Source organism: Fulvivirga sp. (assembly GCF_040218215.1).
Classification (GTDB): Bacteria; Bacteroidota; Bacteroidia; order Cytophagales; family Cyclobacteriaceae; genus Fulvivirga.
Genome location: NZ_JAVJQL010000002.1, coordinates 60,882 through 81,205, shown reverse-complemented (window position 1 = coordinate 81,205; position 20,324 = coordinate 60,882). Strand labels below are relative to the sequence as shown.

The window sequence follows — 20,324 nt, the reverse complement described above, 5'->3', positions numbered from 1 at the left end:
CTACTATTCAATAAAGCTAAAAATACCTTAGATTGGTAAAATAAATTTGGACATAATGGAGGTGCTGATATAGTGACCTTAGCAATATTATGCGAAACCTTTTATTAATCATTTTAGCTCTTCTTTTGCTGTCCTCCAAGGTTCAGGCACAATTAATATTGGATAATAATGAAAAGCTGTTTGTTACAGCCAAGCTATGGGGTTTTATGAAATATTATCATCCTAACGTTGCTAAGGGAAAATTCGATTGGGATAATCAACTAATTGAAATTCTTCCTTCCATTGAACAAGCCACGACAAAAGAAGAATTATCCTCTATCTATTTAAATTGGATTGAATCTTTGGGTGACGTTGAATTATGTAAAAAATGCATTCAACTAGAAGATAAAAGTGAGTATTTCAATAAAAACTTTGATCTCAGTTGGATTTTTAATGATAAGCTATTCACAAATGAACTTTCGAAAAAATTAATATTCATTGAGCAAAACCGATTTCAAGGTAAACATTATTATGTCGCTTTCAACGGCAAGCCTCCTGTTCTTAGAATTACAAATGAAAAATCCTATCCTCAATTCGATTGGACCAATAAAACATTAAGACTGTTGTCTTTATTTAGATACTGGAATATAATTGAGTATTTCTACCCGCATAAGTATCAAATAGACACTGATTGGGACGATGTATTAGTTCAAATGTTGCCCAAATTTGGCGCCCCGAATTCGGAGATAGAATATCACTTAGCCATGCTTGAGCTAGTCGTTAAAATTGATGATAGTCATGGGTATTTTACAACCGATAATCTAGTTATTCATTTTGGTGAAAAGCAAATTCCGGCAGCCTTTTCTATAATTGATAATAAGGTGATTATTAATTATTTATATGATGATTCTTTGGCACAGGTGAATGATCTAAAAGTTGGTGATATGATAACCAAAGTAGAAAATGTAGATGTGGGGGAACTAATAAGTCAAAGGTTGAAATACATCTATGGTGCAAATAACGGAGCGAAAATAAAATACTCTTTTAACAAAATCTTGAATGGTTCTTCGGACAGTATAAAAGTTGAAATTGTTAGGAACGGACAAAAAGAGGTTAGAAGCTTGCTAAGGTATACTTTTGATCAATTTCATTTCTCAACTGAAGTAAGAAAAAGCTGGGAGGTGATGGATAACAATATTGGATATATCAATCTAGGTATCATTGATAAAAAGGACTTGACCCAAGCTCTTGAAGAGTTAATTAATACACAATCTATGATAGTGGACCTTAGAGGTTACCCGAAAGAATTTTATGGTTATATTCTTAGAAACTATTTTGGAGCAAAAAACACTTCGATTGCCAGGCAAATAAATGCAGATTTAAACTACCCAGGTAAGTATATTTTGACTGAACAAAATTTCAATAAAGCAGATCCAAAATATAAAGGTCAAGTAATTGTACTTGTGAATGAAAGAACCCAAAGTAGAGCCGAATATATGGCCTTATGGCTTCAAAATGGGTATAATGTCACAACGATAGGTAGTAGAACTGCCGGGGCCGGTGGTATTATGATAGACATGGACTTCGTTGGAGGGTTTAATTCATATTTCACAAGCTCCGGGATTTTTTATCCTGACATGAGTCCTATTCAGAGGGAGGGTGTCAAAATTGATTTGATAGTTACACCAACAATAGAAGGAATAATTAACGGTAAAGACGAGGTCTTGGATAAGGCCATTGAAATTACATTAAAATAAGATTCCGGCCTGCCGCAGGCAAGCTCAAGGCCGGAAAGACAACGGACACGGGCTGTTCCGTCATTCCTGAGAGCTTGCCTGTCCGTAAGGCAGGCGTAAGCGAGTCTGGAATCTCTTTTGATAAGTAGATTCCGGTCTTTCTCGTTCCTCCAAAACCGGAATGACAAAGCCATATTATTCATCGGATGACTATGTACATGATGAAAGATAGTCATCCGATGAATCGGATTCATTGCTCAATCCCATACTTCGTCATCTTTCTATACAGCGTGCTTCTACCAAAACCCAAAGTTTTAGCGGCAGAGGTGAGGTTGCCGTTATGTTTTTCTATGGCCTTTAAAATGGCCTCTTTTTCTATGTCTTCCACATTCAAAGAAGTTGCCGTAGTTGCAGTCGGCCCTTTTTTCTCCTTAATCATAAAGTCATCAGCGGTAAGTGTTTCTCCATCAGACATAATTACAGCACGCTCCACGCTGTGCTGCAGCTCACGCACATTGCCCGGCCAGGGGTAGCTGTTGAGCCTGTCCCATGCATCATCAGCTATTTTGTTAATGGGCTTATCGTACTTTTTGGCGTATTCTTTCAAAAAATGATTGGCCAACATTTCGATATCACCCTCACGGTCACGAAGTGGGGGCAGGTCTAACTCCACGGTATTGATGCGGTACAGCAAATCCTGTCTGAATTCTTCTCTATCCACCATACCTTCAATGTCTTTATTGGTGGCGCATATCAACCGGATGTCTACATCCAGGGGTTTGTTGGAGCCAACTCGGGTCACCTGGCGGTTTTGCAAAACGGATAGTAAGCTGGCCTGCTGCTTAGCTTCAACGTTGCCGATCTCATCCAAAAATAAGCTGCCTTCATTGGCAATTTCTATACGGCCCATGCGGTCGTTCTTGGCATCAGTAAAAGCGCCTTTGTTATGGCCAAACAGCTCAGATTCAAACAGTGTTTCTGACAGGGAACCCAAATCCACCTTTATAAAGTTCTTTTTACTTCTTTTGGATAGCTGATGAATAGCGCGTGCCACCAGCTCTTTACCAGTGCCGTTCTCTCCCGTAATCAAGACATTGGCATCGGTAGCTGCTACCTTTTTTATGGTCTCATAGACCTTTTTCATGGTTTTTGACTGACCCACCAAAGCACCCATTTCCTTCTGAATGTCAGACTCCAGCGTCATTCTGGTATTGTCAAGATGGTCTATCTTCTTTTTAGATTCCTTGATAGACCTTACGTTAATGGCCGTAGTCAGTAGCTTTTCCTTTTCCCACGGTTTCACCAAAAAGTCAATGGCACCTTCCTTCATACACTCCACCGCCAGCTGAATATCACCATAGGCAGTATTCATAATCACATGAATGTTATCATCCAGCTCCTTAATTTTCCTCAACCAAAAAAGACCTTCATTTCCGGTAGTTGCTCCGGTCTGGAAATTCATATCCAGAATAATAATATCAATGTCATTGGCCTTTAAAAATGATTCAAGCGTTTTGGGCGAGTTTAAGGTATGGACTGTCTCGAAATGATTGCGAAGTATCATTTTAGCGGTGATTAGTACATCTTCATCATCGTCAACAATAACAATATGCCCTTTTTTCATATCTTTTTTCAAAAATGGGTGTGCGTCATTTGAAAGTACATTATGTATCAATATGACACAAATATATTGTATCATATTGATACGATTTTAACTAAAAAACTGTGTTGATATATTCTAATAAATTGATTTACAGTGATTTATAAAAATGGTACGCATATTGGCATTGAGAGGAGTGTAGACTAGAAAAATTTATTGATATGATCTCCAATTTTATTAAGATAGCCTTAAGGAACCTTTTAAATAAGAAAGTTTTCAGCATCATTAACATAACAGGGCTTGCCCTCGGCATGGCGGCCTGTCTCAGTATATTTTACTATGTCAATTATGAATTCAGCTACAATAAAAACTTTGCTGAAAACGAGAAAATCTACAGAACTTACTTCTCCAGGGACCAGGCCGGTATAACACGGGCGTATATGAACCCGGGCTCTGCTTTGAAATTGGCTTATGATGATGTGCCTGAGATAGAGAGCTCTTTCCGCTTAATTGATATTGATTATCAGAACTACAGCCTCATTTATGATAATGGAAGTAATAGAACGGCACTCGAACAAGCAGGGGTAAGGTATGTTGATCCGGATATCGGGAAGGTGCTACAGTTAAATGCCGTGGCTGGTTCTTTTGAGAAATTAAAGGAGCCTATGAAGGTAGTGCTTTCTGAAAGTGTGGCCAATAAGTTTTTTGAAACCACTGAGGCTGTGGGCAAAACTATAACACTTAGTGGAAACATAGGCAATAGGGACTTTGAGGTTGTTGGAGTGATTGAAGACCTGCCTGCCAATACTGATTTTAATTTATCGGTTTTGCTCTCTATAGCTTCTTATGTTGACAAAGAAGGTAAGAGTTTAACCAATGACTGGAATGACTGGAATTCTGAAACCTATATAAAGAGTTCAAAGCCTAATAATGAGATTTTGGCAGCCTTGGAAAGGGATGTAACCTCAAGGCCTGAGTTTACAGAAGGAGACTCTAAGTGGACACTAAAGACTTTGCCTTTGACTGACCTTCACCTTACAACGGTGGAGCAGGATGACTCAATTAATAAATCGGCTGAAAGCTTGTTGTTAGGTTTAGAGGCTATTGGTATTTTTATTTTGGTTATTGCATGGATCAATTTTATCAATTTATCTACAGCCAGAGCGATAGAAAGAGCACGCGAGGTAGGAGTAAGAAAGGCCCTTGGTTCACAGGTAAACCAGATTCGGGCTCAGTTTCTCATTGAGTCGTTAATTATCAACTTCTTAGCTGCACTTATGTCTTTAACTATTGTTCAATTGGTGCTGCCACTCATTTTTGACATTAACAACCTTATGGATCTTGGTCTTGAGCAGCGGCTCATATTCTGGGCAAGTTTTGGAGGTATATTGATAGTTGGTTCATTTTTATCAGGCTTATATCCTGCGTTTGTATTATCAGGTTTTAAACCATCGGCCATTCTGAAAGGAAAACTGACCAGCAGTAAGGGTGGGGAATTGTTAAGAAAGGGACTGGTCGTTTTTCAATTCTCAGCTTCAACACTAATGATCATTGGCACTTATGTGGTTTATCAGCAGCTTACCTATATGCAGAACAAAGATTTGGGCATCAAAATCGACAATGTACTACTCTTAGATGCTCCTCCTTTAGATATTCACAGCGGTGGAGATACTTACAAAACGGTGAATTCATTCAAAGAAGAAATTGCTGGTTTAAATGCAGTCAAATTTATGTCAGCCAGCAGTGATGTGCCTGGTAATGAAACAGGGTGGAATACTTCTTTGAAGAAACCGGGGCAGGCTGATGATGAAAGAAAAAAAATATCCCTTCTGGCCTGCGACAAGGATTTTGCAGATACTTATGGTCTGGAGATGGCCGCAGGCAGGTTTTACCAAAAAGGAGATGGCACTTTCGACAAAGGCACCTTTGTGATTAATGAAGAGGCCCTGGAGCTGCTGGGTTTTGCAAGTGCTGAAGAGGCTATTGGAAAGCCGTTGATAGAGGGCAGAATGTTTCCTGAGCTAACCATTGTAGGTGTTGTCAAAAACTTCCATCACCAATCCTTGAAAAGCAAAATAGTGCCAATGGCCTTTGTATTAAGCAGCTGGAGTAGCTATTACTCCTTATCGCTCAACGTAGATCAAAACCTGCCCTCAGATCAGAGGGCGGCCAGACTAAAATCTGATATTGAAGAGATCAATAAAGTGTGGAGCAAGTTCTTCCCTGAGTATCCATTTGACTATGAATTTTTGGATCACCAGTTCGATGCACAATACCAAAGTGACAAGGAATTCAGTTTTATTATAAGCTTGTTTGCCTTGTTATCAATAATCATTGCCAGCCTTGGTTTGTTGGGCCTTGCCTCATATGCCGTTCTCCAGCGCACAAAGGAGATAGGCATCAGAAAAGTATTGGGAGCTTCTGTTGGTAGAATATTTAAGCTGCTTTCATTAGAATATTTATGGCTGATTATTATCTCAAGCCTTATTGCCATTCCTGTAGCTTATTTTGCCCTTGGCAATTGGCTTTCGGCATATCCATATAAGATCGATATCACACTTTTTATGTTTGCGATACCAGTATTCCTGATTCTTATAGTAGCGTTTGTCACCATTGCCTCTCAGGTCATCAATGCCACAAGGAAGAACCCTGTAGAAAGTCTTAGACACGAATAAATAACAACACTCAAAATAACTTAAATATGCTTAAAAACTATTTTTATATAGCCTTTAGAAACCTTACTAAAAGTAAGGTGTTCTCACTGATTAATGTCGCTGGTCTGGCACTCGGTCTGTGCTGTGCGCTCCTCATAGCGTTATGGGTAGCAGATGAATATGCAGTAGATAAATTTCATTCTAAAAAGGATAGAATATATTCTGTTATAGCAGAAATTAATAATGGTACCAATTCACTGTACTGGATAAATACTCCGGGACTACTTGCAGAGGTAATCAATAGTGACGTTTCTGGTGTTGAAGTGGCAGTAAAGTCCTCAGGAGAGGTTAATCGATTGATTATCAATGGATCCAGTACATTTAATGAGTATGGTATGTATGTTGACTCTGCCTTTTTAAGTGTTTTTGATTTCCCATTGGTTCTGGGTAACAAAGAAGACGTACTAACAGGCTTAAATAGTATTGTCATTACCGAAACCCTTGCCACTAAGATATTTGGCACTACTGACGTACTAGGTAAAATGATAAAAGTGCGTGATAGAGATGATTCTGAATTTATTATCTCTGGAATACTTAAAGATATACCGGCCAATTCTTCTATTCAGTTTGATTATCTATTGCCTTACCAAAAGTTTTTGATTGATCATCCGCATTATAAATCCTGGGGAAACTTCAATGACTTTACTTATGTCCTTCTCGCTGAGAATGCCACAAAAAAGGATGTGTCAGCGCAATTTCCTGACCTAATACTAAAGTATACCGAGAGCAATGAAGGTAATTTACATTTAATTCCTACCACTGATTACTATCTAAAATCAGACCTTTCAAAAGGACTAGCAGAGGGAGGGAGAATTGTCTACGTAAGAATCTTTATAGTTATCGGATTCATCATTTTAATCATCGGATGTATCAATTTCATGAACCTGTCATCAGCCAGGGCTGGAAAGAGGTCTAAGGAAGTAGGTGTAAGAAAGGCCGTTGGAGCCTCAAGAAAGTCTCTTGTACTTCAGTTTTTAGGAGAATCTATTTTCATTGCTTTGATAAGCATGGTACTGGCAGTATCAGTGGCTGATATATTGATTCCTGCATTTAACTTACTGACAGGTAAGGAACTTTCAATTCCATTTTTCAACCCAATGTTCATTATCGCTGTGTTGGCCGTTACCCTTGTTACGGGTATTCTGGCAGGCATATACCCAGCCGTGTACTTGTCATCATTTCAATCGGCTAAGGTGTTAAAGGGTGTGGAGCGTACTGGTGGTTCACTCACTGGTTTTCGCAGAGTGCTGGTAATCTTTCAATTTGTACTGTCCATATCCTTTATCTCCACTACAATTATTACCAACCAGCAGTTGTCGCATGTACTAAACAAGGATTTGGGTTTAAATAAAGATAACATTGTCTATTTCCCGACCAGAAGTGCATCAAAAAGTGCGGAGGCGTTTAGAAACGATCTGTTAAACATCCCTGGCATTGAATCTGTAGCATATTCTAATTTTAATCCTATTAACATATCGAATTCCACATCATCTCCACAGTGGAGTGGAAAGCCTGAAGATGATCAGAACTTCTTTCATGTAATTCAAACCGATTATGCCTTTCTAGAAACGTTTGACATTGAGCTACTGCAAGGTACTAACCTTCCTCAAACTGTTGATACTACTTTAGTTCATTTTTTAATCAATGAAGAAGCAGCTAGAATAATGGGTATGACTGACCCTGTCGGGCAGGAAATCTCTGTATGGGGAGACAAAGGTGTGATTAGCGGGTTGATGCGTGATTTCCATCATCAGAGCTTGTTCCAAGGCATAGAGCCCGTTATTGTTTATCAGACTGATGTGGCCTGGAGGGGTTATGCAGCTTTAAATACAGAGAATCAAAAGGAGGTTATTGAAGGTATTGAGGAAGTGTTTACGAAATATGAGCAGGAATATCCTTTTGAATATGGTTTTATGGATCAGGAGTATGAACGCCAGTATGCAGGTGTGGATATTGTGGGCAAGCTAACAGCCATATTCTCGACTATTGCCATCCTTGTTTCTTGCCTTGGGTTGTTTGGCCTTGCTTCTTATATGACAGAGCAGCGTAAGAGGGAAACTGGGGTTAGAAAGGTTTTTGGAGCCTCCATCTGGCAGCTCACCAATTTATTCTCAAAGCAATTTTTAAGACTGGTATTAATCTCATTTATTATTAGCACACCGGTGGCATATTATCTAACAGAAAACTGGTTGCAACGCTTTGCATATCGGATAGACTCATCAATAATACCTTTTGCAATATCTGGTGTTGTAGCGTTGTTAATCGCCTTTATAACAGTAAGTTATCATATTGTAAGGGCAGCAAAAGCTAACCCAGTAGATAGTTTGAGGTACGAGTAAACCCATAACCATGATTAAAAACTATTTTAAAATAGGCCTAAGAAGCCTTTTAAAGAACAGAATATTTTCCTTTATAAATATTATTGGCTTAGCCATTGGTATTGCTGCTACAGTTCTTTTAACATTTTATGTCAGGCATGAGCGAGGTTATGAACGCATTCATGAGAATGCAGGCAATGTTTTCAGGCTTTCATTGAATTTGTATAATGGCAATGAGTTTATCATTAATGATGTAGAAACTTACCAGCTATTAGGTCAGGAATTCAAAGAAAAAATGCCTGAAGTCAGGGACTATGTACGTCTGGCTGGTATGGATTCACACACCATTAAGGCTAATAACCTTACCTTTTATGAGGATAAGATATACTGTGCCGACCCTTCTGTTTTTGAGATATTTTCTTATCCAATTTTAAGTGGTAATCCAAAGGAAGCTTTCAGTAAGCCCTATAAGGCTACATTTTCAAGAAGCCTTGCTATGAAGTATTTTGGTAGGCTAGATGTAGTAGGTGAGACCTTTCAACTATCCAACACAAAAGAGCCCTTGGAAATTGTAGCCGTTATGGAGGATTCCCCACAGCAAACTCATCTCAAATTCGATATTCTGATTTCTCATGCTACCCTGCCACTTTATTGGAGATGGTATAGCGACAATATATGGGGTGGGAATAATGAGTACACCTATTTGTTAATGGAGCCAGGCACATCGGTTAGTGCTTTTAATGAGAAGTTGGCTCAATATAGTGAAGACAGTGAGCACCTTAAGGATGAGGTGGTCATATCAGAATCCATCAATGATATCCACCTGTATTCTAACAAGTCTTTTGAACCTGAAGTAAATGGAAATGCCCAAACTGTCAACTTTATGGTGCTGATAGCGGTATTTATAATCATCCTTGCCTGGATCAATTATGTCAACTTGAGTACTTCCAGAGCTATAAATAGAGCTAAAGAAGTGGGGGTAAGGAAAGTGGTAGGTTCATCAAGAAATCAATTGATAAGGCAATTTATTATCGAATCATTGATGGTCAACATCATTGCTTGCGTGTTGGCTTTTACTGCCGTTCAAATATCTATTCCTGCATTTGCAGGTCTTACAGGTCAAGTCTTACCTCAGAATTTATTTAGTGATTCATTCATTCTGCTTTTATTTGGAGGCATAATAATTATTGGAACGATATTATCAGGTATTTATCCTGCCTTAATCCTATCTTCCTTCAAACCTGTTGAGGTACTTAAGGGAAAATTCGCAAATTCTTCAAGGGGTTATATTCTTAGGAAGGGACTGGTAGTTTTTCAGTTTTTAAGTACTGTTGTTCTAATAGGTGTCTCTATCACAGTGTATTTTCAGGTTCAGTACCTTCAGAATAAGGATCTAGGAGTTAATCTTGATAATACACTTGTGCTTAGAAGACCACAAGTGGCGCTTTCAGACTCTATGTATACCCTGGCTTCAAAGTCATTTTCCAATAACTTAAAGAGTTTCAATATAGTTGAAAAAGTGGCCCATTCTGATGCCATGCCGGGTGCGGAGCTTGGTGATCTGAATACTACTAACTCTTTAAGAAGGGAAGGAGCTGATGAAAACGCAGGAAGCTATAATTATTACATAACACGTTTCAATGAAGACTTTATAGATGCTATGGGTATTAAGTTAATAGCTGGGAGGAATTTTAATGAAAATGAAGAAGATCGTACACGGATTATCATTAATAAAAAGGCCACAGAAACACTTGGTTTCGCAAGCCCTGAGGCAGCAGTAGGTAAGATTATAACCTATGGCGGTGATTACAAAGAAGAAGTAATTGGAGTGGTGGATAATTATCACCAACGATCTCCAAAGGAAGTATTTATTCCCATGGTTTTCAGATACACACCTTGGGGTGATTTCATTTCCTTGAAACTAAATACTCAAGATTCTAAAATGGCCATAAATGAAGTTGAAAAACTCTGGGGTGAATCCTTTCCTGATGCAGCTTTTGATTACTATTTCCTTGATGACAGATATAATTATCAATACCAAACAGAGCAGGTTTTTTCATCAGTGGTGCTGCTGTTTACCTTTCTCTCAATTATTATTGCCATCCTCGGGCTAGTAGGTTTGTCTACCTTCACTATAGCACAGCGTACCAAGGAGATTGGAGTAAGGAAAGTATTAGGAGCTTCTGTTTTGAGTTTGATCTCTTTATTATCCAAAGAGTTTTTGAGACTTATCGTTATTGCAGGTGTTTTGGCCATACCATTATCATATTATCTGGTTGACTTTTGGTTAAACAACTATACATCCAGGGTCGAAATAGGTTGGTGGCTTTATGTCCTTCCAATCATGGCGATAATATTCATTGCTATGGTATCTGTAATAGGCCAAACATTAAAGTCAACAATGGCGAACCCAACGGACAGTTTAAGAAACGAATAAAACCAATAAGGAATGCTCTCAAATATTCTGAAAATCGCACTAAGAAAACTTCTTCAAAACAAGAAAATAGGCTTGCTCTATATCCTGTGCTTAGGGGTAGGGATATCTTCTTCTTTGCTCTTATTTAATTATTATTCCTTTGAAACAAGTTACGATACTCATCTGCCTAATTATAAAAATTTATACCGTGTAAATCTTGAAACGTTAACATCAGATGGTGTTACTGAAAAGTCTTCAAGAACAGCTCCTCCTGTAGGACAGGTGCTTTTAGATGAATTTGCAGCAGTTGAAGGCTTTTCCAGAGTAGTGATTTTTGGAGATGCAATTCTCAGTACTGATTCGGAAAATGTAAAAGAACCTAATATTTTATTGGCAGATGTCGAACATCTCAATCAGTTCAATTACAAAATGCTTCCTGGTTCAACTAAAGAAGATTTTGAAGCTCCATTTAGCATAATTATTTCCGAAGAATTGTCCCAAAAGCTCTATAAAGGTGCTAGTCCGATCGGACTTTCTATTAAAGTAAATAGCCCCAATTTAGATGGAACAATAGAGTTTTATGTCAAAGGAGTATTTGAAAATATTAGAAAGGACAGTCACCTAAAGCCTGATGTTTTGATATCCTATAGTACGCTATATCAATTTGTGGGAGATCAGATTGACCAGAACTGGAATTGGAATAACCTTTATACCTATGTTGAATTGAAGGATGGTACTAATCCATCAGATATTGCCCAACAACTGAATAACTATGTTAATGGAAAGTTTGGGGCAAGCAGTAGTGCAGTTTATTCTCTTAGCAACATTAATAAGATACATAACGATACCAGCTACGCCTCAGAATTTGACGAGCCGGTGGATGCACAAACACTTCAATACCTGTTAATTCTAGCGATATTTGTTTTGGTAGTTACTTTCATAAATGTGATCAACCTATATGCGGGGATAGCTTCCAGAAGGTCTAAGGAAGTTGGAGTAAGGAAAGTATCAGGGGCGAAGCGCGAGCAGTTAATTGTTCAGTTTTTAACAGAGGCCTTTATCATCAATTTATTGGGCATATTAGTCGCCATAACCATTATCCAATTGGTAGCTGGCTATTTTGAATCTTACTTTAATATTCAGGGCTCTTTGGGTATCAATAGCTTTCATAACTATTTTATAGAACTGGGTGCCATATTGCTGATAGGAACCGTGTTTACCGGATTTTATCCTGCCTTGATTATGTCTGGTTGGAAAGTTGATCAGGCACTTAACACTATGAAAATAGTTTCTGTAGGTGGAGTGGGCACAAGAAGGCTGTTTTTGCTCGTTCAGTTTGCTGTGAGCCTCTTTTTGATAGCAGGTGTATCAGTAGTCTATTTGCAAATTGACCATGTCTTAAATTATGACCTTAATATCAATACAAAGAATAAGGTAGTTATAAAAGAACCAAGAACTGATAATACTGCTGGCACAGTCACAGAAAGGGTGAAAAATTCGTTTGAGACTATAACCGGAGTAAATGGGGTGTCAGCTGCTGATGCCACTCCAGGACAGGAAGTTTATTGGAGAACGAATTCCTACACCAAAATAAAGGGCGAAAGATCATCAATCAGCTACACTAACCTGAATATCGATACAGATTACTTTAAGTTTTTCAATATCAAATTATTGGGTGGTGAGCAGTTTAATCCTGACCCCCAACAAAACGCAGGCAACGCAATTATTAATGAGTCGGCCGCTTTCGCTTTAGGCTTTGAAAATGCTGAACAAGCTGTAGATAAGGTGATTTTTCAAAATGAGTTTGAGGTGAAAATTATTGGTGTGGTTGAGGACTTCTATCAGGAAGGGTTGAAAAAAGAGGTTGCTCCAACTTTTTACAGGTCACTTGACTCGAATATGAAATTCTATGTTATTGACTATGCTGCTAATGATAATGCTGCCCTGCTGGCCCAATTGGAGAAAAACTGGTCATTCCTTTTCCCTGATTCCCCCTTTGAATACTTCTTTTTAGAACAGGAGTACAACGCACAATATAAGAATGATGTCAGGTTTCAAAGGTTCTTTAATGCCTTTTGCCTTATAGCAATACTTATATCATGCATTGGTCTTGTAGGTATTTCTGTGCAGATGCTAAACCAACGCAAAAAGGAGGTGGGTATTAGAAAGGTACTGGGAGCATCTGTAAGTCAGATGCTTGTTTTACTTACCAATACTTATTTCAAAATGGCGATGATTGCTCATTTGATAGCCATGCCATTAGCCTATATTCTGTTTCAAAATTGGCTCAATGAATTCGTCACTCAAATCACATTAGGAGTATGGTTCTTTGCTGCACCAATAGGCTTATTTGCGTTAATAATATTGATTACCATTTCGAGCCAGGTATACAACACTGCTAATAAAAACCCTGTAGATAGTCTCAGGTACGAATAACAATTTTAAGAATAGAAGATGTTGAAATTTCATTTAAAGGTATTTCTAAGGAGGATAAGTAAAAATGTCTTTTTTAATGCTGTAAACTTTATAGGTATTACTATCGCACTTACAGTAGCCATTGCAATATTTTCATTTGTATTTTATGAAAGCAGTTTTGACCACTTTCATGACAATGGTGATAAGATATATCGTGTAGTGCAAGATAATGTGACTGCTAATGGGATAGATCATTGGAGCACAACAGCCTACCCTCTGGCAGGAGCATTAAGAAATGATTTTAGTGATCTGGAAGTCACTCAAACTGCCGGGCCTACCAAACGGCTTTTAACAGTCAATGAAGGTGGAAAACCCAAGAATTTTGAGGTTGATCATGTGCTGTTTGCCGATACCAGTTTTTTCAAAATCTTCAATTATGGCTTAATTGATAAGTCACTTTGGATTCAGGGTGAATATTCAATCTTCAAGAAACAGCATAATGCCATTTTGCTCACAGAAGGCTTAGCGAATAAGTTATATGGAAAAGATGATAGCAATATTATAGGTAGGGAAATAGAGTTAAATAACAACTCCGTACTAACGGTGGCAGGTGTTATAAGTGACCCACCGCTCAATAGTAATATCCGTTATGAAGTGGTTATTAATTTCTCATTCTTCAGGGAGAACAATCCTTATCCAGTCAATAATTGGTCAGGTAATTATCAAGGATATACCTACATCAAACTTCCTGAGCATTTGAGTGAAAATGCTTTTGAACAACGCCTTCCTGCTTTTGAGGCCAAGTACCTATCCAAGAGTGATGATCAGCGCATTAACTATCAGATACAGTCGCTTGTAGATATTCATAATGACACTACTTATTCAGAAACTATTGAGAGTTATGCCATTTCAATAACAATGCTCAATGGCCTTATTGCTGTAGCTATTTTGCTAATCATCATATCGAGTGCCAATTATATTAATCTTGCTTCGGCCTTGATTATAAAACGAAGTAAGGAAGTTGTTTTACTCAAAATGTTTGGAGACCTAAAAAGGCAGCTTGTAAAGCGCTATATGCTCGAAACTTCCTTTTTAATTGTCATAGCAGCAGTTCATGCATTGGTATTTGGGCAATACCTGATTGACATTATAAACAACGGCATTTTAGGTATGTCATTCAATATCCAGATTACAGCACATGTTTATGCTTTGGTTGTGTTATTGTGTTGCGCTATAGTGTTAATAACAAGTCTTTATCCGATTCTTATCATGTCGCGTTTTGATCTTTTAAAGGTCTTGAAGAACAATGGCGTTTATAACAGTCAGGCAGCTGGAGGCCTGATAAGTAGGGCAATGCTACTAGTTCAGTTTTCCTTTGTGCATATCATGGTGGTTGGAGTTGCCGTAGTTTATTTTCAGATGTCATTCTTAAAAAATAAAGATCTAGGTTTTGAGCATGACCAGATAGTTACTGTCACTCTACCAAAAGCTGATAGTCTTAAGATGGAAAGACTGCGCCAGTCATATGGAAATTATCATGCTATTGAGCGGGTTAGTTTTTCTTCTGGTGTTCCATTTGAATCTGATATACAATATGGTACCACCTTTCGGTTGTCTAGTGAAACTGTTGAGATGGGAAGGGAGGCTGAAATGAAAGTTGTTGACCTTGATTATGCAGCACTATATGATCTTGAGTTGATTGCCGGCAACTGGATTTCTAAAAGCAACATGCTGCCGTGGCAGCAGGGTTTTAATGGTTTTGTAGTTAATGAAACGCTAGCTGCGGAATTAGGCATTGCACCTGATCAGTTAATAGGTCAGAAAATTTCTATTAATGAAGGTGAAGCAGAGGTGATAGGCGTAGTAAAGGACTTTCATAACATGTGGTTAAAAGACCAAATAAAGCCATGTGTGATGTTTTATTGGGGAACGGGATTTTATTCACAAGTAGCCTTGCGTATTAGCAATACCGCATATAAAGAGCAGACCGTAAATTTTATCGAGCAACAATGGAAGAAAGAGTATCCAGAGTACAATTTCGAATCAAAATGGTTTAATGACAGAATTGACAATGTCTATGAATTAGATTATTTAACACTTTCTGGACTTAAAGTATCTGGACTTATTGCCATTATAATTGGAAGTTCGGGCCTACTCGCGCTAATGGTCTTCTATTCAGAATCCAGAACCAAGGAGTTGGGAATTAGAAAAATATTAGGAGCTACAGCAGTCCAATTGGCCGTTGAATTATCTTCGGGCTTCATGAAACAGGTTGTGCTCTCAATAATTATAGGTACCTGCATAGGGTGGTGGCTAACCTCCAACTGGCTCAATACATTTACATACAGAATTGAAATGCATTTTCTCATCTACATCCTTGCTGCTGGTATTACTTTAATGGTAGCTGTGCTGTCCATTATCAGGCAAGCTATAAAATCATCTTCCACCAACCCGGTCGATAGCCTGCGCTACGAGTAGCTAAGAAATACTCTCTTAACATTCATCATATTCTAATAATCGAAATATTACCATTCGTAATGCTATGATAATAGGCCATTGATATTATAGTAAAAGGCCAATACTACATTTGTAGTGTATGGTTAAGGATACCCGTTTGATTCAACTAATTGTTCAAAGTTATCAGGCGAGGTATCTTTTTTATTTTATGCCCAATGAAAAGAGAAAATAGACGCCCTGTCGATGTTGTAGTAATATCCGATGTGCATTTAGGCACTTATGGCTGCCAGTCCGAAGATTTATTGAGGTACCTAAAGTCCATCAACCCGAAGAAGCTGATCCTTAATGGTGACATCATAGATATCTGGCAGTTTAGCAAACGGTATTGGCCTTCATCGCACATGCAGATTGTGAAATATATCACCAGCGTGCTGAGCAAGAAAACTGAAGTCACCTATATCACTGGCAACCATGATGAGATGCTCAGGAGGTTTGTAGGGTTTGAATTAGGAACCTTCAAAATAGAGAACAAGGTGGTACTTAATCTGGATGGTAAAAAGGCCTGGATCTTTCATGGAGATGTATTTGACGTAACCATGCAGTATTCAAAGTGGCTCGCCAAGCTGGGTGCAGTGGGTTATGATACTCTGATAGTCATTAACACCTTTGTTAATTTCTTACTGAGAGCAGTTGGGAGAGGTAAAATATCACTTTCCAAAAGAATAAAAGACAGTGTAAAAACAGCCGTCAAGTTTATTGATGATTTTGAGAATACAGCAGCAGACATTGCTATAGACAATGGTTACGATTATGTGGTCTGCGGGCATATTCATCAGCCGCAAATGCGCAAGGTTAAGACTGCAAAAGGCGAGGTCACCTATCTGAACAGTGGGGATTGGATTGAAAACCTAACGGCACTGGAATACAACCATGGGCATTGGAAGATCTATAACTATAAAGAAGATGTGGTGGCCCATGCCATTGAGATCAACAATAAAAAATCAGAAACCTACCAAACCAATGACGATATTTTCAATGATATGGTGGCTGAATTTTTAACTATTCCTATTAAAAAATGAAGATACTTTACGCGATACAGGGAACAGGGAATGGACATTTGAGCAGGGCCATGGACGTAGCTCCGGCTTTGGAAAAACATGGGCAGGTTGATTATATGGTTAGCGGGGCACAGGCAGACCTTGCCTTACCATTTGAAGTAAAATATAAATCACCTGGGCTAAGCTTCTATTTTGGACAAAAGGGAGGTATTGATATCTCCAAAACATTCAATAACAACTCCAGCAAGAGGGTTTTGAAGGAAATTAAGGACTTACCTGTAGAAGATTATGACCTTATCATCAATGATTTTGAGCCAATTTCTGCTTGGGCAGCACGGGCCAAAGGCAAACGTGTTGTGGCATTGAGCCATCAAAGTGCTTTGCTATCCAGCAAATGCCCCAAACCTAAATCTACAGATTTAATTGGTAAATCCATTCTTAAAAATTATGCCCCTGCGAATGTGCATTATGGCTTTCATTTTGATGCTTTTGACAAGAACATTTTTACGCCAATAGTCAGGCGGTCAATCAGGGAGAAGGCGAACCTGGACTATGGACATTATGCAGTTTACCTCCCGGCATATTCGGACGAAAAGATCATTAAAACATTGTCAAAAATCAAAGGTGTAGACTGGCACGTCTTTTCTAAGCACACAAAGTCAAGCTATTGGCAGGACAATGTAAGAATTGAGAAAATCAATAATGATAAATTCATCCATGCCATGACATCTGCAAAGGGCATACTGTGCGGAGCAGGCTTTGAAACCCCTTCAGAAGCCATATTTCTTGGTAAAAAATTGATGGTAATACCCATGAAGGGCCAGTATGAGCAGCAATGCAATGCTGCGGCCCTGCAAAAAATGGGCGTTCCGGTTATAAAAAAGTTGGGAAGTAAGAGGATACCAAAAATCCAGGATTGGGTGGATGGCAATCAAAGGCTTTCGATCGATTATAAAGATGAAACACAGGGGATTATAGATAAGATCATCGAATTTGAAAGCAAGCAGGCATGAGTAACAAACATAGAATATTAATTATTGATGACGATAAAGATATATTAGAACTACTGCAGTACAACCTCATAAAGGAAGGGTATGATGTGCTGGGGGTGAGCAAAAGCACTGACAGCCTGGATGCTGCCAAGGCCTTTCAACCGGAACTGATTATACTAGATATAATGATGCCTTTTATTAATGGAATAGAGGTTTGCAAGCAACTGAGATCAACTCCAGAGTTTAAAAATACATATATATTCTTTCTTACCGCATTATCTGATAAGCAGCTGCAAAAAGAAGCGTTGGAGACGGGGGGCGATGATTTTATACAAAAGATAACAGGTTTAAGAGCCCTGACACATAAGATCAGTACTGTACTCAAGAAAAAGCTAGTAATCAGAAAATCTGTTAAACATATTGAACTTGGCGATCTGGTCATTGACCGTAACTCAAGACTGGTAGCTTATAAAGGCAAGACGATTAAACTCTCTGAATCAGAATTTGAAATAATGTACTTCTTTGCGCAAAACCCTAAGAAACTCATTTCAAGGGAAAGCCTATTAAATAACATTTGGGGTTCTGATGTTTACTTGCTTGCCAAGACCTTAGATAACTATCTGAAGAATGTATCGGAGAAGCTAGGGGTTGATCTTGTAAAACAAGTAAGAGAAGGGAAGTACAAGCTACAAACCTCTAACTAGATTTATCTATTTCCCGGTATTGAATCAACACTTCTTTTGAAGTTACGGCAGGAGTGATTCCTTTCATTTTTAAAAGGGTATATGCAGCTTCATAAATTGGGATATTTGGATGAAAATGATCCCTTGCAAAGTGTACATATTTTAATACTTTGAAAGCATCAAACCACTGATAGAAGTTAGATTTAAAAGCCTCTAACGATCCTGAATTATTAGCTATTCGCTCAATATTATTTTCAAAATCTACTGTTTCCAAGAAGGCATTAATTGAAGCAGGCCATTGAGTGCCTGCTACTTCAGAAATGATGTTCTTGAAATCTTTACTTGAGTTAGTACTTTTAATAAAGTATGATAAATCATTGAATATTAATTGGTTATAAGTATTCAATTTTGCATTAATCAACCAGTCATTGACTGCTTTGCCCGTACCAAAAGGTACTCTATCGCTAATTCTAGGTGAGGGAATTACTCTGGTTTTGTTGAGATCGCCAAACTGTCCTAAAGGAATTATCTTCTGCAAGAAGTAGAAGTCCTCACCGGCCTTGCGCTTGTTCATGCCGCCTTGCTTTTGATAGATGTTATTTCTTACGGCCATGCTCGATCCTATGGTCTGATGGGCATGAGGATACTGGGCAAATTTTAGCGCGTGGACATAGTACCTGAGAAACAATTCATAGTCAATTATAGCCTGATAAATATTCTCATTTTCCGCACCTTCTAATGGGTGTTCAAAATGAATAGAACAACCTGGGCTTTTAGGATGAGTTTTAAAATATTCTTCAAGGGCTACCAGGTAGTTTGAATCACACAGGCTGTCAGCATCAAAACAAGCTATGATGCCATCATTCTTACCAACTTGATCTAATCTTCTGGCAGCCTCATCCATAGCTATCTTCCTTGCCAGTCCAACTCCGGCATGCTTTGGAGGTAAGGCTTCATAATGAATAAAGAACTTTAGCTGATTAGTTGAATGTGCTGCTGACCATTCTATTGCAGCGTTTAGTGTAGCCCTATTTTGCTTTTTGATACTTTGGCTGGCATCCTGGCTTTCGTTAATCACCACAATAACCTCTAAATCACAACCTGGTGGTTCACACGCTTTTAATGATTCAAGGCTGCTGATTAAATCAGGTTCATCGAAACACGGTATAGTGACTACCAGCCCTAGGTTTGGTGAAGGAGGCTCTTTAATAAATGTATCACGATACGCGTATCGCTCAAAATACAGTTTACTCAAGGTGCCAGCCTGTTGATCTTCCAGCTATTGCCTGTTAGTGTGTATGCTATCCTGTCATGGAGCCTGCTCGGGCGCCCTTGCCAAAACTCGATGTAAAATGGTTTTACCCTATAGCCACCCCATTGTTTAGGCTTAGGTAATGCATCCTGGTGGGCAAATTTCTTTGAAAGCTCTGCTTCCCGCTGTTCCAGCAGACTACGGTCTTTAATGATACTGCTCTGTGGAGATGTCCACGCACCAATCTGACTGGCTTTAGGGCGGCTCTGAAAATAGGCTATTGAGGTGGCCTCGCTTACTTTTTCTACTTCACCTTGTATCCTTACTTGTCGCTCCAGTTCAGGCCAGAAGAAATTTAAGGCCACAATGGGGTTATGTTCCATATCCTGACCTTTATCACTCTGGTAGTTGGTATAGAAAACAAAGCCACTGTCCACCTCTTTCAAAAGTACTATTCTGCTAGTTGGGGCTCCTGATTTGCCCACAGTTGCCAGGTTCATGGCATTAGGTTCTGTTACTTCAGCCTTTAAGGCTTCTTCAAACCATATGTTAAATGCTTTAATGGGGTTAGCGTCTACATCCTTAACATCTAAGGAGTGTTTGCTGTAATCTTTGCGGATGGATGCGATATCTTTTGCCATAGGTCAAAATTAAATTGTTTGAATATTTAATGGCCTATGATTTTTAATAAATAAATCTTTTCA

General features: G+C 38.6%; 12 protein-coding genes. 9 read left to right on the top strand and 3 right to left on the bottom strand.

Going from position 1 to position 20,324, the window contains the following annotated elements:
* The first annotated feature begins 89 nt into the window (after positions 1–89).
* Positions 90–1,736, top strand: coding sequence for a S41 family peptidase (locus tag RIB54_RS00445; RefSeq protein ID WP_350098714.1), 1,647 nt, complete (start codon positions 90–92; stop codon positions 1,734–1,736).
* Between the two features lie 229 nt (positions 1,737–1,965).
* Here RIB54_RS00445 and RIB54_RS00440 read toward each other — a convergent pair whose 3' ends face one another.
* On the bottom strand, positions 1,966–3,414 hold the full coding sequence (locus RIB54_RS00440; RefSeq protein ID WP_350098712.1) for a sigma-54-dependent transcriptional regulator: 1,449 nt from the start codon (positions 3,412–3,414) through the stop codon (positions 1,966–1,968).
* Between the two features lie 122 nt (positions 3,415–3,536).
* Here RIB54_RS00440 and RIB54_RS00435 point away from each other — a divergent pair, with 122 nt between their 5' ends.
* From RIB54_RS00435 to RIB54_RS00400, 8 genes are all read left to right on the top strand, one after another.
* Positions 3,537–5,990, top strand: coding sequence for an ABC transporter permease (locus tag RIB54_RS00435; protein WP_350098710.1), 2,454 nt, complete (start codon positions 3,537–3,539; stop codon positions 5,988–5,990).
* Between the two features lie 26 nt (positions 5,991–6,016).
* The gene (locus RIB54_RS00430) at positions 6,017–8,368 is read left to right on the top strand and encodes an ABC transporter permease (protein ID WP_350098708.1); all 2,352 of its coding nucleotides are present in this window, start codon (positions 6,017–6,019) and stop codon (positions 8,366–8,368) included.
* 10 nt (positions 8,369–8,378) lie between these two features.
* Positions 8,379–10,784 (top strand): ABC transporter permease, encoded by a 2,406-nt coding sequence (locus tag RIB54_RS00425; RefSeq protein ID WP_350098706.1) that lies wholly within the window; start codon positions 8,379–8,381, stop codon positions 10,782–10,784.
* A gap of 12 nt (positions 10,785–10,796) precedes the next feature.
* Positions 10,797–13,199: an ABC transporter permease gene (locus RIB54_RS00420; protein ID WP_350098704.1), complete on the top strand. Its 2,403-nt coding sequence runs from the start codon at positions 10,797–10,799 to the stop codon at positions 13,197–13,199.
* An 18-nt stretch (positions 13,200–13,217) separates the two neighbouring features.
* Entirely contained in the window at positions 13,218–15,656 is a 2,439-nt protein-coding gene (locus tag RIB54_RS00415) for an ABC transporter permease (protein ID WP_350098702.1), read from the top strand.
* A gap of 194 nt (positions 15,657–15,850) precedes the next feature.
* Positions 15,851–16,714 (top strand): UDP-2,3-diacylglucosamine diphosphatase, encoded by an 864-nt coding sequence (locus RIB54_RS00410; protein ID WP_350098700.1) that lies wholly within the window; start codon positions 15,851–15,853, stop codon positions 16,712–16,714.
* Positions 16,711–17,706 (top strand): glycosyltransferase family protein, encoded by a 996-nt coding sequence (locus tag RIB54_RS00405; RefSeq protein WP_350098698.1) that lies wholly within the window; start codon positions 16,711–16,713, stop codon positions 17,704–17,706. The genes RIB54_RS00410 and RIB54_RS00405 overlap by 4 nt, the downstream gene beginning before the upstream one ends.
* On the top strand, positions 17,703–18,389 hold the full coding sequence (locus RIB54_RS00400) for a response regulator transcription factor (RefSeq protein WP_350098696.1): 687 nt from the start codon (positions 17,703–17,705) through the stop codon (positions 18,387–18,389). Before RIB54_RS00405 ends, RIB54_RS00400 begins: the two co-directional genes overlap by 4 nt.
* Here the strand turns inward: RIB54_RS00400 and RIB54_RS00395 are convergent.
* Complete coding sequence (locus RIB54_RS00395) at positions 18,382–19,623, bottom strand: glycosyltransferase family 2 protein (RefSeq protein ID WP_350098694.1); 1,242 nt, start codon at positions 19,621–19,623, stop codon at positions 18,382–18,384. The two genes, RIB54_RS00400 and RIB54_RS00395, sit on opposite strands and share 8 nt — an antisense overlap.
* Entirely contained in the window at positions 19,620–20,261 is a 642-nt protein-coding gene (gene pdxH, locus RIB54_RS00390; protein WP_350098692.1) for a pyridoxamine 5'-phosphate oxidase, read from the bottom strand. The genes RIB54_RS00395 and pdxH overlap by 4 nt, the downstream gene beginning before the upstream one ends.
* Between the last annotated feature and the right edge of the window lie 63 nt (positions 20,262–20,324).

Excerpts from the sequence above, each read along its gene's own strand:
- RIB54_RS00445 (WP_350098714.1), top strand. The coding sequence starts at position 90 with ATGCGAAACCTTTTATTAATCATTTTAGCTCTTCTTTTGCTGTCCTCC.
- RIB54_RS00440 (WP_350098712.1), bottom strand. The coding sequence starts at position 3,414 with ATGATACAATATATTTGTGTCATATTGATACATAATGTACTTTCAAAT.
- RIB54_RS00435 (WP_350098710.1), top strand. The coding sequence starts at position 3,537 with ATGATCTCCAATTTTATTAAGATAGCCTTAAGGAACCTTTTAAATAAG.
- RIB54_RS00430 (WP_350098708.1), top strand. The coding sequence starts at position 6,017 with ATGCTTAAAAACTATTTTTATATAGCCTTTAGAAACCTTACTAAAAGT.
- RIB54_RS00425 (WP_350098706.1), top strand. The coding sequence starts at position 8,379 with ATGATTAAAAACTATTTTAAAATAGGCCTAAGAAGCCTTTTAAAGAAC.
- RIB54_RS00420 (WP_350098704.1), top strand. The coding sequence starts at position 10,797 with ATGCTCTCAAATATTCTGAAAATCGCACTAAGAAAACTTCTTCAAAAC.
- RIB54_RS00415 (WP_350098702.1), top strand. The coding sequence starts at position 13,218 with ATGTTGAAATTTCATTTAAAGGTATTTCTAAGGAGGATAAGTAAAAAT.
- RIB54_RS00410 (WP_350098700.1), top strand. The coding sequence starts at position 15,851 with ATGAAAAGAGAAAATAGACGCCCTGTCGATGTTGTAGTAATATCCGAT.
- RIB54_RS00405 (WP_350098698.1), top strand. The coding sequence starts at position 16,711 with ATGAAGATACTTTACGCGATACAGGGAACAGGGAATGGACATTTGAGC.
- RIB54_RS00400 (WP_350098696.1), top strand. The coding sequence starts at position 17,703 with ATGAGTAACAAACATAGAATATTAATTATTGATGACGATAAAGATATA.
- pdxH (WP_350098692.1), bottom strand. The coding sequence starts at position 20,261 with ATGGCAAAAGATATCGCATCCATCCGCAAAGATTACAGCAAACACTCC.